This window comes from Streptomyces sp. STAM6, from assembly GCF_054963715.1.
Genome location: NZ_JBUEFZ010000003.1, coordinates 449866 through 465685 on the forward strand (window position 1 = coordinate 449866; position 15820 = coordinate 465685).

A 15820-nucleotide genomic window follows, 5' to 3' on the forward strand; every position below is an offset into this window, starting at 1 on the left:
ACATGGGGTGCGTGAATGACGAACTTGAACTCCCGTCCCTCCGCGAGGCGTTCTACCGGCGTGAGCGCAGGTCGATCCCGGCGGCCCGGCGCTTCGCTGCCGAGACCCTCGACGCCTGGGGCATCGGCGAGCGGGCCGACGATGTGGCGCTCTGCGTGAGCGAACTGGCCACCAACGCCCTGAGGCACGGCGTCCCGCCGGGGCGCGGTTACCGGCTCCGGATGCACCTGCGCCGGCCGTCGGAAGGCGGCCGGCTGCGGGTGGAACTCCACGACAGTGGGGGCGGTGTCGTCTGCGTACGACCGCTGTGCGCCCTGTCCGAGAGCGGGCGGGGGCTGCTGCTGGTCGCGATGCTGTCCGACACCTGGGGGGTGGGGGAGCGGAACCCGGGCAAGATCGTGTGGTGCGAGTTCCGCGTCCGGTCAGGCGTTGCGGATCGCGGAGATCTCGAAGGTCAGCTTGATCTTGTCGCTGACCAGGACGCCACCGGTCTCCAGCGCGGCGTTCCAGGTCAGACCCCACTCGGAGCGGAGCAGCTCGGCCTTGCCCTCGAAGCCGACGCGCTCGTTGCCGAACGGGTCCTTCGCGGAGCCGTTGAACTCCAGGTCGATGGAGATCGGACGCGTGACGTCCTTGATCGTGAGGTCACCGGTGATCCGGTAGTCGGCGCCGCCCAGCGCCTCGGCGCTCGTCGAGCGGAACGTCATCAGCGGGAACTGCTCGGCGTCGAAGAAGTCGCCGCTGCGCAGGTGCCCGTCCCGGTCGGCGCTGCCGGTGTCGATGGACGCGATCTTGACATCGATCGACGCGGAGGAAGCGGCCGGATTCGCGCCGTCCAGGCTCAGGGAGCCGCTGTGCTCGGTGAAGGTGCCGCGCACGTTGGTGACCATGGCGTGACGTGCGGTGAAGCCGATGCTGCTGTGCGACGGGTCGATGCTGTACTCGCCGGTCAGCGCGGCCAGGGCCGGGTCGACGGCGACGGGGGCAGCGGCGGTGATGGTGTTGTTGCGGCTGAAGATGCCCATGACGTGCTCCTCGGTGGTGTGGTTGTTTAACCTTCAACGAGAACGACCGTAGACCTATTCCGTTCCAATTTCAACCACCGTGTGCCCCGAACGTGAGGAGGAGGGTCGAGGGGCTCGTTGATCACGGAACCCGGCGTTCACCTATGCTGCCGTGTGCATTTCAAGCACACCGGCGGCGCGGCGTTGGGTTTCGTGTCGCGCGCCGCACCGATGCGCGACAGCGCGCACCAACAGAACCAACGGGGACATGAACAAGTACACAGTGATGGCGGCCGGCCTCGTCCTGTCGCTCGGGCTCGTCGCGGGCTGCGCCTCCTCCGACGGCACGGACTCCGGCACCCAGCCGGAGAACGGCGGCTCCTCCCACCCGGACGGGGCCGCCGTGGCCAAGGGTCCGGTCTACAGCGGCCCCGCGATCCCGGGCCTCGCCGCGAAGCCGGCCTGGAGCCTGCCGCGGGCCGGCGCCATCGACCTCGGTGACACGTTCCTGTTCGTCAAGGACGCCCAGGGCTCGTACGCCCTGGGCGGCACGGCCGACAAGGAGCCGACCGACGGCACGATCGGCACCCTCCACTCCTCCGACGACCCGGAGCCGGTCACCCTGGAGTTCCGGGACGTGAAGACCGGCGAGGTGCGCAAGACGCTCAAGGTGACGACCCGGCGTGTGGCCGCCACCACCTGGCACGACGGCGTCCGCGCGCTCGCGGTGTTCTCCGGTGCCACGACGGAGTCCGACGGTCTGAGCGCCGAGAAGAGCACCACCACGGTCACCGTCTACGGAAGCGACGGCGGCGAACTGGGCAAGGCGCAGCGCGAGGGCGACGACTTCCAGGTGCACGAGGGCCACATCGTCGAGCAGGACGGCGAGGCGAGCCTGAAACTCACCCCGATCGACGGCGGCACCGCCCGCAAGGTCACCTGCACCGGCCGGCTCGCGAGCTGCTCCTTCGACCCCCGCAACAAGGAGATCGACGGCGCTCAGGGGCACGCCCCCCTGATCACCGGCACGTACGCCTTCCACGTCGAGAACGCGACCACCTACGCGACCGACCCCGAACAACTCGTCATGACGGACCTCGCCACCGGCAAGAAGGCCTGGAGCACCGCCGACGTCACCCCGCCGGCGGGCGTGGAGCTCGACGACGACGGCAAGCGCACCAGCGGCGCCGTCCGGGTGCTCGACGTGCGCGACGGGCGTGTCCTCACCGCCTGGGGCAAAGCCGCATTCCTGACGGACACCTGGGTGACGGCGACGTACGACATGGCGACCGGCAAGCAGATCGGCGGCTCCACCACGTACGCTTACGAGGACAGCCCCCACGACACCATCAACACCGAGGGCTCCTCGATCTTCTCCCCCGACCGCACCCTCGCCGCCGCCGAGACCGAGAACGGCACCGCCGTCTGGCAGCCCGCCGACGGCAAGGAGGTCTGGGCGCAGAAGTCCGACGAGAAGGCGCTGAAGCCGCTGCGCTTCTCCCCGAACGGCGTGCTGTACGGCACCACGGACGGGGACGGCGGGGAAGACCCCTTCCTCGCCGTCGACGGCCGCACCAGGAAGGTGCTCGCCAAGAGCCTCCCGGAGGAGAACGTCCCGCTGTTCTCCCGGTCCACCGGGTACGGCTACATCAGCACGGAGAAGGGCTTCTTCGTGTTCCCCTCGGCCGGCTGACCGCAGGGCTCCGGCCGTGTAACCCAGCCGCGAGAATCCGACCGCAAGCCAGGCGCCCCTCTCATGATTCCGGTCAAAAACATCTTGAGGCGCCCTCCCGGATGATCGCCAGGACAGGTCCTCACCGAACCGTGAGCGGCGCTCCTCACCGGCCCCGGTAACCCGGGTCAGTCGAAGAGGGCAACGAGTCCATTCACCCAGATCGCGAGGAACGCAAGGGCCGCAAGCAGACAGCCGACGCCCGCCAGCACACCGCCGACCGTCCACGGCTCGGAGGGCGCCTCGTACTCCTCTTTCAGGTCGTCCAGGTAGGAAGTGGGGTCGTCCCAGTCGACGGGGTGCCCCAACTCCTCGGCGCAGGCGGCCCGCACCGCGATCAGCTGCCCTTCAGCGAAGGCGGTGGCGGCCTTCGCCTCGGGGCCGCGCCAGGCGAGAGCCTTCATCCGCCACCCGGGAGACCCGTACCGCGCCTCGAAGGCGGCGGTCTCGTCGGAATTCCGGTCCTCTTCGAGATACATCCAGCGTCCCGCCTCGGCGGCGTCGCCGTAGAGCCGGTACACCTCGGCCAGACGACGGCGGAGCATCAGGTCGTGCGGGAAGGACGAGATGAGACCGCGCAGGCGCTGGCGCGCGACGGGAACCCGGCCGGCGGCCAGGTCTGCATCGGCTCGGGCAAGGGTTTCTCTCAGGGGCATGAACGCATGATCGGGTACCGCCCTGACCTGCGTCGACCTCGTTTTGTTGCCTGGTCTCAACGGCATCGGCCGCACGTCACTGAGACGGGACACCGCCAGTCAGGGGACGAAGTCGTGGGCGTAGGCGGTGGTCCCGCCGGAGATTGCTCCGGCGGGACCGCTCGTGGTTCTCCCTGTTTCGCCTCCGGGGTGAACCGACGAGGCGGTGCGGGACGGAACTCCTGCGCCTATCCCACCGTCAGCGTGAAGCGCCGCGGGTTCGGGTCGTGGGCCGCGCCCGAGACGTCCGGGCGGCCGTCCGGACGGACGTCGTCGTAGGGGAAGGCGTACCCGATCGGGGTGTTCGCGTGGACCACGCGTGCGAAGTGGTTCGTCGACGGGTCGCGGTAGTAGTCGGAGGGCGCCGGGCCGTTCGGCTGGTCCGGGTGGGTCAGCAGGGTGGTCCGGTTGAAGCCCGCCGCCAGGCGGGCCAGCAGCGCCTTGCGGTCGTCGGAGTCGGCCGGATTGTTGGCGAAGGGGCCGTGATTGCAGGTGAAGACGTCCTTCGAGGTCGGCCGGGTGAAGGTGTGGCCGCCGCTGAAGATGAGCACGTCGCCCTGGACCCGGCCGACCCGGACGCCCCGCCCGCCCTGGAGGTCGATGCGCAGGTCGGTGGTGCGGTACTTCTGCCACACCCGGTCGATGTAGCCGGTGAAGGCGTCCCTGAACGGCATCCGGTCGGGGCGGTCGAAGAACGGCGCCATCAGGTTCTGCGGCGAGATCACCCGGAGCACCGAGCCGTTCGACGCCCGGATGACCAGCTTGTCCCAGGGCCGGCCGTCGCGGGCGGCCTGGGCGGTCAGGCTGTCGGCGATGCGCTGGAGCGCGCCCGGGGGAAGAGGGGCGACGGTGTGCGTGGCGTCGCCGGTGAGGGTCAGCCCGATGGGCAGGGCGGTCACCAGGTCGACGTAGCTGATGTTGGCGTACAGCTGGTGCGGGTTGAACGTGAACTCGGCGAACGACCAGACACGGCCGTAGTTCGGGTCGGCGGGCGTGGCGAAGGCGGGTTCGACCAGGGCCGGTCCCGGGTTGAGGAAGAAGTCGAGCCGGCCGTCCCGGACGAAATAGACGCGGGCTCCGTACATCTGAGGAAGCGTCAAAACAATGGGGCCGGAGCCGGCCGGGCGCAGGGGGATGGCGCAGTCCACGGGGAGCGGGGTCATGGGGGCCGCGGGGGACTCGGGGCGGTGGACGCCGCCGCCCGGGCGCAGCAGTACCCAGCGGCCCGTGGACTGCTCGTGGCCGGTGACGTACGCCCGGACGGTGCCGGGCAACGAGCGGTTCTCCATGGCTATTTCGCAGGTGGCGGGGGCGGCGGACGCGGTGGTGCGGGTGTTCGCCGCGACGGCGGCACCTGCCGCGGCGGCCGCCGTGCCGGCGAGGAAGGTGCGACGGGACATGCGGGAGGTCATGGTGGTGCACTCCTTGGGGTGGGGAGTGGTGGGGGTGCCGCTCACTTTGGTCCGGACCGGAAGGGGCGTCAAGAGATATGACTGAGAGCGCTCTCACAATCTTGTTGCGTTCACAAGTTGGCGCAGCGCAAGGGGACTTGGACTAATCGACCGGGGTTGTTGGACTGACGTCGCCCTACGGCGGCCGTTTCGTTGACGGTGCCGAGAGCCGGGGACTACCCCAGTGGCCATGCCACCAACAATCCGCGCGGCGTGCGCCCTCGCCGCCGTCTCCTCCGCCGTGTTCGCTCTCGCGCCCCCGGCCCTCGCGGGAGCTGCCGTCCCGGCCGGACCGCCGGCCGCCCCGGCCCTCGCGGGCGCCACCGCCTCCCCCGCGGCACCAGCCCCGCCAGCCGCGCCGGCCCCGCCAGCCGCGCCGGCCCCGCCCGCCCCGGCCTCTCCGTCCGCTGCCGCCACTCCGGCCGGGACCGCCGTCATCCGCTCGTCGCTGCTCGCCGTCGCCGTCGCCCGCGACTTCCCGCGCGTCGTCTCGTACACCGACCGCGGCAGCGGGGCACGGATGCTGGGCAGCACGACTCCGGTCACCCGCATCACGCTCAACGGCACGGCGTACGACGTACGGCTGAAGCAGGCGCCGTCCGTCGGCCCGGCGCGCGCCCGTTACACGCTCCTCCTCCCCGCCCTGCCAGGGGTCGAGATCGACGCCACCCTCGCAGTCTCAGGCCGCACCACCACGTTCAGGATCACGGCGGTCCGGGACACCGGCGCCATCCGCGTCGGCACCATCGACATACCCGGCCACGACCTGGTGTCGGTCGGCTCGGACGAGCCCGGCGCCGCCACCGCGTTCACCCGCCTCGACCCCGACTCCACGCGGACCGCCGACGTCTTCGGAGAGGTGAAGCCGGACACGAAAGCCGACGCCGCTCCCGTCGGGGCGAGCTATGCGCTGGTGAACACCGACTCGCTCGCCGCGGCCGTGGAGTCCAACTCCAGCTACGACAGCCCGTCCGGGCCCACCGGCCGGGACGGCGCCCGCTTCTGGCACCAGGCCCGCAAGGACGGCACCGGGACACGGGTCGGGGTCTGGTCCGGCCAATGGACCTACCGCGGCGCCGGCGCACCCCGCCCCGAGAGCGGCGCCGGCCTGCCCTGGGCCAAGGTCGTCGTCACGCCCGACGCCAACGGCGACCGGACCGTCGACTGGCAGGACGGTGCCGTCGCGTTCCGCACGATCGGCGTCACCGCTCCCGGCAGCGCGCAGACTCCGGACCGGGTCGTCACCCACATCCCGTTCAACTTCGCCAGCCAGGCCACCCACCCGTTCCTGCGCACGCTCGACGACGTCAAGCGGGTGTCCCTCGCGACCGACGGCCTCGGCCAGCTCGCCGTGCTCAAGGGCTACGGCTCCGAGGGCCACGACTCCGCCCACCCCGACTACGGCGGCAACCACAACAAGCGCGCCGGCGGTCTCGAAGACCTGAACACACTGCTGAAGTCCGGCAAGAAGTGGGGCGCGACCTTCGGCGTCCACGTCAACGCCACCGAGTCCTACCCGGAGGCGAAGAACTTCAGCGAGACCCTCGTCGACAGGACCAAGCCCGGCTGGAACTGGCTGAACCAGAGCTACTACATCGACCAGCGGCGCGACATCAACAGCGGCGACCTGGCCCGGCGCTTCCAGCAGTTGCGCAAGGAGACCGACCGCAATCTGAACTTCCTCTACATCGACGTGTACCACTCGCACGGCTGGATCGCCGACAAGACCCTGCAGGCCGTGCGGGCGCAGGGCTGGCACGTCGGCACCGAGTGGTCCGACAAATTCGAGCGGGCCTCGCTCTGGTCCCACTGGGCGAACGACCTCGACTACGGCGGCGCCACCAACAAGGGCCTGAACTCGCAGATCATCCGGTTCATCCGCAACAGCGAGAAGGACGTCTGGAACGACCACCCCGTACTCGGCCAGACCGCCCTGGAGGATTTCGAGGGCTGGACCGGCGAGACCGACTTCAACGCCTTCACCGCCAACATCTGGCAGCGGAACCTGCCCGCCAAGTACCTCCAGCGGCAGAGGATCACCCGCTGGGACGGCAATGACATCACCTTCACCGGCCAGGTGCGCGGCACCGTCGAGGACGGCCGCCGCACGTTCTACGACCACGGCCGCAAGGTCCTCGACGGCGACCGCTATCTCCTGCCCTGGGACGGCGGCCGGAAGCTGTACCACTACAACAAGACGGGCGGGACCAGTAGCTGGGCCGTGCCGGGAAGCGGCGCGTACACCGTCTACCGGCTCACCGACAACGGGCGGGTGAGGACCGGGACGGTCCGGCCCGTCGACGGGCGGATCACCCTCACGGCCGCCGCGGGCCAGGCGTACGTCCTCCACCCGGGCCGTGCCCCCGCCCAGGCGGACCCGCGGTGGGGCGAGGGCACGCCGGTCGCCGACCCCGGTTTCAACGACCGGCGGCTCGCCACCTGGACGAAGACCGGCGGCGCCGCCCGGCACACCGACGAGCAGGGCCGCAACAGCGCCGTCCTCACCGGCGGCGACACCGCCGCACTCAGCCGGCGGATCACCGGCCTGCGGCCCGGCGAGCGGTACACCGCGTCCGCCTGGATCGAGGTGGAGCCGGGCAGGAGCAGGCGCACCACCCTCTCCGCGGGCGGCGCGGCCGTCACCGTCGAACGCTCGGCGATCAAGAACCGGGTCGCGGCCTCCGACTGGCACGGCACCGCCATGCAGCGCGCCAAGGTCACCTTCACCGCTCCCGCGAACGGCAGCGTCACGCTGGCCGTCACGGCCGCCGCCGGCAGCCCCGCCCGGGTGCGCGTCGACGACGTCCGGATCGTCGCGGGCGCCCCCGCCGCCCCGGCGGGCACACTCGTCCACGAGGACTTCGAAGCCGTCGACCAGGGCTGGGGGCCCTTCGTCAAGGGCGACGCGGGCGGCGCCAACGACCCCCGCACCCACATCGCCCAACTCCACGCCCCGTACACGCAGGCCGGCTGGAACGGGAAGCTCGTCGACGACGTCCTCGGTGGAAAGGAGTCCCTCAAGGCGCACGACGAGAACACCGGGCTCGTCTACCGCACCGCGCCCTGGACCGTGCCCATGAAGGACGGGCACAACTACCGTGTGACGTACGACTACCAGTCGGCCCACGCGGGCGCCTACGAATGGGTCACCGGCCACGACCGCGCGAACGGCACCTCCGCCGAGACCCGCCGCACCCCGATCGGGCAGCAGCGCACCACCGGCCGGTTCAGTGAAACGGTGACCGCCGGCTGCCGCGACACCTGGACGGGGCTGCGCAAGCGCGCCGACGCCCCGGACGGCGCCGACTTCGTCCTGGACGGCTTCACCGTCACCGACCTCGGCCCCGCCGCCGAGCGGGCCGCCTGCGCAACCCTCGACCTCACCGCGGGCGAGGCCCTGGAACCGGGGCGCCCGAACGAGATCACCGCCACCTTCACCAACGACGAGGCGGCCGCGGTGAGCGGGGCGGTCCTCACCCTGACCCTGCCGGCCGGCTGGACCGCCGAACCGGGCTCGCCCCTCACGCTCGGCACCGTCGACCCGGGCGCCAGGGCCACCGCCACCTGGCGGGTCACCCCGCCCGCCGACACGGCCCACCGGACGTACGAGCTCGCCGCGTCCGCCGCGTACAGCATCGACGGCGGCGCGCGCGGCATCGCCACCACCACCTCCGTACGCACCCTCCCGCCGCCGCCCACCGCCGACGCCTGGGCGAGCGACCTCGACTGGGTCTCCGCCCGCAACGGCTGGGGCCCCGCCGAACGCGACCGTTCCAACGGCGGGACCGCCGCCGGGGACGGCACCCCGCTGACCGTCGGGGGAGTGGCCTACGCCAAGGGCCTGGGCACCCACGCCCCGGCGAGCATCCGCTACTACCTGGGCGGCCGGTGCACCTCCTTCACCGCAGAGGTGGGTATCGACGACGCCCAGGCCACCCGCGGGAGCGTGCGGTTCAGCGTCCTGGCCGACGGGCGGGAGAAGGCGAAGTCACCGGTACTGAGGGCGACCGACGGCGCCCGGCCGCTGACCGCCGACGTCACCGGCGCCACCTATGTCGACCTGGTCGTCGGCGACGGCGACGACGGCAACGGCAACGACCACGCGGACTGGTGCAACGCCCGCTTCCACTGCGAGGGTTGAGTCCCGCCAAGGGCGCCGACGCGCGACGCGCGGTCGGCCTGCGGCCCGTGGCGCGTGGCCAGCCTGGGGCGCGCGGTCGGCGCGTGGCCAACGCGCGGGATCCGGTCCCGCGGCATCCGGCCGGCCCGTGGCACGTCGCCGGCTCGTGGCTCGTGGCCGAGTGCCACGGCGCGGCCGTTTGCCGCGGTGTTGCTTCGCGCCCCGGGTGCCGTGGGTGTCGGCGCGTGGCGCGTGGTCAGCCTGCGGCGCGCGGTCGGCGCGTGGCCGCGGCTGGTGCGCGGCACGTCGCCGGCTCGTGGCTCGTGGCTGAGTGCCACGGCGCGGCCGTTTGCCGCGGTGTTGCTTCGCGCCCCGGGTGCCGTGGGTGTCGGCGCGTGGCGCGGTCTGCCCCTGACGCGTGGGTCGGCCCGTGACGCTCGGTTGGCCCGCGGCCCGCGGCCCGCGGCCCGCAGGTGCCGCCCGGCATCCGGCCGCCGCCCGGCATCCGGCCGCCGCGCGGCATTCGACCGGCGCACCGGCCCGGACGTTTGCCGCCGCGCCGCTCCCCGCCCCCGGGGGCCATCCGGTGCGGTGCGTCAGGCGCCGCCGACCGCGCCGGTCTCGGCGGCCGCGACGGCGGCGCTGGAGTCGCGGACGTGCAGCTCGGGCAGGATCGCGAGCCGGTGGCGGGGCCTGCCCGGGTCCGCGAGGCGGCGTGCCAGCAGGTCCACGGCGGCGGCGCCCACCGCGTGCTTGGGCGGGGCGACGGCGCTGAGCGGGATGTCGGCGAGCGCGGCGACCTCGTCGTCGTACGCGACGATCGCGAGGTCCCCCGGAACGTCCACGCCCAGCGCCCGCAGCCGCTGGAGCAGCATCAGCGCGTCATGGTCGTTGTGGATCAGGACCGCGTCCAGGCGGCCTTCGCGCACCGCGGAAGTGACCGCGTCCAGCAGCCGCTCGCGTGCGGCCGCGTCCCCCGCCGGAGGCGGCAGCCGCAGCGTCCCGTCGGCGGGCGCCCCGAGGCCGGTGGCCCGCAGACCGGCCGCGTACCCCTCGCGCACCAGCGCGCCGTGCGGGCTGTCGTCCCGTACGACGAGACCGATGTTCCGCCGCCCGGACTCCGCCAGATGACGCACGGCCAGCCCCGCGCCGTGCGCGTGGTCGGTGACGATGTGCTCCGCGTCCGACAGATCGTCCCCGGGGCGGCGCTCCACCAGGACGTACGGCACGGTGACGTCGGCCGGGCCGAGGGTGCCGCACGGGGTGATCAGCATCCCGTCGACACCGTCGGCGAGCATTTGCCGCACCTGCGCCCGCTCCTGCTCGGGGCTGTACTGCGAGATGCCGAGGACCAGCCGTACACCGCGCTCGGCGGCCGCCTCGCGGGCCCCCTTGATCACTTCGGGGTAGTAGTAGTCCGCGGCCGGCACGACCAGCCCGAAGACCAGCTCCCCGCGGCCCGGCCGGTCGGCGCCGACATCGGGCAGGACCGCACCGCCGTGGACGCGGGCGAGCAGCCCCCGCTCGGCGAGCGTCTCGACGTCCCGCCGGATGGTGACGGGGGAGACCTGTACCTCCAGGGCGAAGTCGGTGACGCGCAGCGAGCCGCGCTCACGCAACCTGCGCAGGATCGCCTGGTGTCTCTCTTCCGCGTGCATGTGCTGTTCCGGCCCCCGTCTCGATCGATTGCTGAACGTTGTTGCACGAACAATCAATTTCCGCAAGGGGATGCGTGATTCATTGTTCTGGCTTCAACGACGCGCCGCTTCGCCGGGAGGTTCCTCCGGTGCCCTCCCGCCGCGACCTCCCGCGTACCGCCGCGGCTGAGACGAGCCGGTGCGCCGCTCGTGCCATGCGCGTACATGTCACGAGAATCGGAGACAGGCCGCCCGGCGACGTGATCGCGTGTCCCGCCGACACCGTCCATGGAGTGCCACCGGTACGGGTCGGTCCCGGCCGCCGGTGGTCACCGGGTTCTGGGACGCGTGAGCCCGGCCCTCACCCCGCCGCGTCGGTTCGGTCCCGCGTCACCGGAACCCGTTCGCGGGGCATGGGCGTTCGACCGAGCGGACGCCGCGTCCAGCCAGGCGGTGCCGACCGGTGCAGCGCGGGAGGCGGCTGTCACGAACCCGGCGCCCCGGTTCGGTGCCGAAGCCTGCGCACGACTCGTCGACGAACGTGCACCACACCTGCGGGGACTTGAGCGGATGGACGGCGTCGCCGTCGCCCGGCGCCGACCGGACCCATGAACGCGCGCCGATGTCGGCGCTCGTGGTCATTGAACGGTGCTCGTCTCGCGTGCTGCACTGGTCGGACCGGTCCACGCCACTCCCCCCGGGAGGCCCCCGTGCCACCGAACGTGCCCGACTGGTCCCGCCGCACCTTCCTCACCGCCACCTCCACCGCGACCCTGGGACTCGCCCTGCCCGCCCAAGCAGTCCCGCCCGCCCACGCCGCCCCTGCCGACGACGAATTCGAGACACTGAGGCGCCGCTGGCTCGACCTCCAGCTCGGCACCGGCTACGACCCGACCGCCGAGCCGTACGCCGCACGCCTCACCGAGACCGGCGAACTCGCCGCCGCCTACCGCGCCTCCATGGCCCCCACCGACACCACCCTCTGGCCCGGCTACGCCTTCAACCCGCCCTCCGGCATCACCCAGAGCTACCACCGCCTGTGGACCATGACCCAGGCCTACGCCCAGCAGGGCACCGGCCACACCGGCGACCCCGGTCTCCTCGCCGACATCCTGCGCGGCCTCGACCACCTCTCCGCAAGGATCTACAACCCCTCCACCACCCGCTACGGCAACTGGTGGGAGTGGCAGATCGGCAGCCCCCGCCTCCTCATGGACATCACCGCCGTCCTCCACGGCCACCTCACAGACGGCCGGATCCAGGCCGCCTGCGCGGCCGTCGACCACTTCATCCCCGACAGCATGCTCACCGACTACAGCGGCACCTCCACCGGCGCCAACCGCGTCGACCTCTGCCGCTCCGTCGCCCTGCGCGGAGTCGTCGGCGCAAGCCCCGCCAAGCTCGCCCTCGCCCGGGACGCCCTCTCACCCGTCTTCCCCCACGTCACCAAGGGCGACGGGCTCTACGCCGACGGCTCGTTCGTCCAGCACACCTGGGTCGCCTACTCGGGCACCTACGGACAGGTGTTGCTCGACGGCCTCGGGCGGCTCTTCGCCCTGCTCGCCGGGTCGACCTGGGCCGTCACCGACCCGAACCGGCAGATCGTCCTCGACAGTGTCGAGCACGCCTTCGCCCCGCTCATCCACAACGGCCTGATGATGGACAGCGTCAGCGGGCGCGCCATCAGCCGCGGCATCCTCAGGAACGACCCGCGCGGCACCATGCGCAGCGACCACTTCCACGGCCAGGGCATCATCGCCGCCGTCGCCCTCCTCGCCGGCGGCGCCTCGCCCGCCGAACGCGCACGCTGGCACGCGCGCGTGAAGGGCTGGATCGAACGCGACCGGGTGACCCCCATCCTCACCGCCGGCCAGTTCGGCGTCGCCGACCTCGCCCGGCTGCGCGCCATCGCCGACTCGCCCGTGCCCGCCGCCCCCGAACCGGTCGGCCACAAACTGTTCGCCGCCATGGACCGGGCCGTCCACCGGCGCCCCGGCTGGGCCGCCAACATCGCCATGGCCTCCGACCGGATCTCCTTCTACGAGTGCGGCAACGGCGAGAACCCGCGCGGCTGGCACACCGGCGCGGGAATGCTCTCCTGGTGGGGACCCGGCTCCGGACCGGGCGGCGGAGCCCAGTACACCGACTGGTTTTGGCCGACGGTCGACTGGTACCGGCTCCCCGGCACGACCGTGTCGACGAAGCGACTCCCCGACAAGGCCGGCGGCGAATGGGGCGTGCCGAAACCCGACGCGCGCTGGGTCGGGGGAGTGACCGACGGCGAGTTCGCCGCCGTGGGCCAGCACCTGCGGGGCCTCGGCTCCACCCTGGAGGCCCGCAAGTCCTGGTTCTGCGCCGCGGACGCCGTCATCTGCCTCGGTGCCGGCATCTCCGCCACGGACGGCGTCCCCGTCGAGACGGTCGTCGACAACCGGTGCCTCGGCGAGGCGGGCACCCAGGCACTCACCACCGGCGGCCGCTGGGCACACCTCGAAGGCCACGGCGGCTGGGTCCTCCCCCGCGGAACCGCGGCCCTGCACACCCTCCGCGAGGACCGGACCGGCGCCTGGCGCGACATCAACACCACCTCCACCAGCGAGCGGCGCACCCGCCGATACCAGACACTCTGGCTGGATCACGGCACCGACCCGGCCGATGACTCCTACGTGTACTTTCTGATGCCCGGAGCGTCCCGCCGCACGGTCGCCGCGCGCGCCGCCGACAGCCGCTGGCTGGAGATCCACGACAACACACCCGCCCGGCAGGCCGTCACCGTCCCGTCCCTCGGACTGACCGCAGCCAACTTCTGGCAACCCGGCAGCAGCGGCCGGATCGACGTGACGGCACCCGCGAGTGTGCTCGTGCGCCGCAGGGGCCGTACCGTGACGGTGTGCGTCAGCGAGCCGCCGCGCACCGGGCAGCCGCTGGATATCAGCTGGCACGGTCCGGTCCGGCGGGTCCTCGCCCACGACCCGTCGGTCGAGGTGCTGGCCACCGGGCGGGCGCTCCGGCTGCGTGTGCACCCCGGCACCGCGGGGGCGGGCCACCGCTGCGAGGTGACCCTTGGTTGAACCCTTGTGGAACCTCAACAACACTCCGGGGTGCTGAGCTGGCGGTTCGCCTGTACCGCCGAATGGTTCTGTTCAAGGCACACAGCAGATGGGTCCTGAGACTGTACGGAGTCGACGGCGGGATTTTCTTGACCGACTTCGTAGGGTCGGTACATGACCGTTGTGGACGAAATCCAGGGCGAGCCGTCGGACGCCCGTGGGCGTGTGGCCGAGCTGCACGCCCTGCGCGAGCAGGCCCGCCGCGGCCCCAGTGACCGGGCGACCGAGGCGCAGCACGCCAAGGGCAAGCTGACCGCGCGGGAGCGCATCGAGCTGCTGCTCGACCCGGAGTCGTTCAGGGAGGTCGAGCAGCTGCGCCGGCACCGGGCGACCGGCTTCGGCCTGGAGAACAAGAAGCCGTACACCGACGGTGTCATCACCGGCTGGGGCACGGTCGAGGGCCGCACGGTCTTCGTCTACGCGCACGACTTCCGGATCTTCGGCGGTGCGCTCGGCGAAGCGCACGCCACCAAGATCCACAAGATCATGGACATGGCCATCGCGGCGGGAGCGCCGCTGGTGTCCCTGAACGACGGCGCCGGCGCCCGTATCCAGGAGGGCGTCTCGGCGCTCGCCGGTTACGGCGGCATCTTCCAGCGCAACACCAAGGCCTCGGGTGTCATCCCGCAGATCTCGGTGATGCTCGGCCCGTGCGCCGGCGGCGCGGCGTACAGCCCCGCCCTCACGGACTTCGTGTTCATGGTCCGCGAGACCTCGCAGATGTTCATCACCGGCCCGGATGTCGTCAAGGCCGTCACCGGCGAGGAGATCACCCAGAACGGCCTCGGCGGCGCCGATGTGCACGCCGAGACGAGCGGTGTCGCGCACTTCGCCTACGACGACGAGGAGACCTGCATCGCGGAGGTCCGCTACCTCCTGTCGATGCTGCCCTCCAACAACCGTGAGAACCCGCCCACCGTTGCCACCGGCGACCCGGCGGACCGCCGCGGCGACGTGCTGCTCGACCTCGTGCCGGCGGACGGCAACCGTCCGTACGACATGCACAAGGTGATCGAGGAGCTCGTCGACGAGGGCGACTACCTGGAGATCCACGAGCGCTGGGCCCGCAACATCATCTGCGCCCTCGCCCGCCTGGACGGCCAGGTCGTCGGCATCGTCGCCAACCAGCCGCAGTCGCTGGCGGGCGTGCTGGACATCGAGGCCTCGGAGAAGGCCGCGCGCTTCGTCCAGATGTGCGACGCCTTCAACATCCCGATCATCACGCTGCTGGACGTGCCCGGCTTCCTGCCCGGTGTCGACCAGGAGCACGGCGGCATCATCCGCCACGGCGCGAAGCTGCTGTACGCGTACTGCAACGCCACCGTGCCGCGCATCTCGCTGATCCTGCGCAAGGCCTACGGCGGCGCGTACATCGTCATGGACTCCCAGTCCATCGGCGCGGACCTCACGTACGCGTGGCCCACGAACGAGATCGCCGTGATGGGCGCCGAGGGCGCCGCCAACGTCATCTTCCGCAAGCAGATCGCCGACGCCGAGGACCCCGAGGCCATGCGGGCGCGCATGGTCAAGGAGTACAAGTCCGAGCTGATGCACCCCTACTACGCGGCCGAGCGCGGCCTGGTCGACGACGTCATCGACCCCGCCGAAACCCGCGAGGTGCTCATCAAGTCCCTCGCGATGCTCCGCACCAAGCACGCCGACCTGCCGTCCCGCAAGCACGGCAACCCGCCCCAGTAACCAGGAGCCACTCACGTGACCGAGACCAATCTGCTCCGCGTCGAAAAGGGCAACGCCGACCCGGAGGAGCTCGCCGCCATCACCGCGGTGCTCCTCGCCCGTGCCAACGCCCGCCCCGAGACCCCGGCCCACCGCCCCCGCTCCACCGCCGGCTGGCGCCGCCTGGAACGCCAGCGCGGCTTCCGCTCGGCCCACTCCTGGCAGGCCTGATCCCACCCGAAGGGCCCCGCACTCCGACTCGGAGTGCGGGGCCCTTCGCTGTCGGGTGGTGGGGGGACCCGCGCACGGAACCCGCGCACGGCGAAGGCCCGCCGCACCGGAGGTGTGACGGGCCTTCGCGGGACAGGGGCGCGCGGGCTCTCAGCGCAGGCGG

9 protein-coding genes and 1 pseudogene are annotated in these 15820 nt (G+C 72.0%); 6 read left to right on the forward strand and 4 right to left on the reverse strand.

The genetic code is table 11. The features are described from left to right. Positions 1 to 2 precede the first annotated feature (2 nt). Positions 3 to 392: pseudogene (locus ACY34K_RS06755) on the forward strand (ATP-binding protein); the annotation flags it as partial. Between the two features lie 30 nt (positions 393 to 422). On the opposite strand, the gene ACY34K_RS06760 reads toward ACY34K_RS06755, so the two are convergent. Then, positions 423 to 1025: a YceI family protein gene (locus tag ACY34K_RS06760; RefSeq protein ID WP_462744742.1), complete on the reverse strand. Its 603-nt coding sequence runs from the start codon at positions 1023 to 1025 to the stop codon at positions 423 to 425. 247 nt (positions 1026 to 1272) lie between these two features. On the opposite strand from ACY34K_RS06760, the gene ACY34K_RS06765 reads away from it, so the two are divergent. Further along, entirely contained in the window at positions 1273 to 2697 is a 1425-nt protein-coding gene (locus tag ACY34K_RS06765; protein ID WP_462744744.1) for a YncE family protein, read from the forward strand. A gap of 167 nt (positions 2698 to 2864) precedes the next feature. On the opposite strand, the gene ACY34K_RS06770 is transcribed toward ACY34K_RS06765, so the two are convergent. Beyond that, entirely contained in the window at positions 2865 to 3392 is a 528-nt protein-coding gene (locus ACY34K_RS06770; RefSeq protein ID WP_462744746.1) for a DUF6584 family protein, read from the reverse strand. 227 nt (positions 3393 to 3619) lie between these two features. Then, positions 3620 to 4843: a glycoside hydrolase family 64 protein gene (locus ACY34K_RS06775; RefSeq protein WP_462744748.1), complete on the reverse strand. Its 1224-nt coding sequence runs from the start codon at positions 4841 to 4843 to the stop codon at positions 3620 to 3622. A gap of 229 nt (positions 4844 to 5072) precedes the next feature. On the opposite strand from ACY34K_RS06775, the gene ACY34K_RS06780 reads away from it, so the two are divergent. Next, a complete protein-coding gene (locus ACY34K_RS06780) occupies positions 5073 to 9023 on the forward strand; it encodes an endo-alpha-N-acetylgalactosaminidase family protein (RefSeq protein ID WP_462744750.1) in 3951 nt (1316 codons plus the stop codon). Between the two features lie 575 nt (positions 9024 to 9598). On the opposite strand, the gene ACY34K_RS06785 is transcribed toward ACY34K_RS06780, so the two are convergent. Next, positions 9599 to 10660 (reverse strand): substrate-binding domain-containing protein, encoded by a 1062-nt coding sequence (locus ACY34K_RS06785; protein ID WP_462744752.1) that lies wholly within the window; start codon positions 10658 to 10660, stop codon positions 9599 to 9601. Between the two features lie 689 nt (positions 10661 to 11349). On the opposite strand from ACY34K_RS06785, the gene ACY34K_RS06790 reads away from it, so the two are divergent. From ACY34K_RS06790 to ACY34K_RS06800, 3 genes are all read left to right on the forward strand, one after another. Continuing rightward, entirely contained in the window at positions 11350 to 13710 is a 2361-nt protein-coding gene (locus ACY34K_RS06790; protein ID WP_462744754.1) for a polysaccharide lyase 8 family protein, read from the forward strand. A 153-nt stretch (positions 13711 to 13863) separates the two neighbouring features. Continuing rightward, positions 13864 to 15447, forward strand: a complete 1584-nt coding sequence (locus tag ACY34K_RS06795) for an acyl-CoA carboxylase subunit beta (RefSeq protein ID WP_462744756.1) — start codon at positions 13864 to 13866, stop codon at positions 15445 to 15447. 15 nt (positions 15448 to 15462) lie between these two features. Further along, complete coding sequence (locus ACY34K_RS06800; protein WP_462744758.1) at positions 15463 to 15657, forward strand: acyl-CoA carboxylase subunit epsilon; 195 nt, start codon at positions 15463 to 15465, stop codon at positions 15655 to 15657. Positions 15658 to 15820 lie beyond the last annotated feature (163 nt).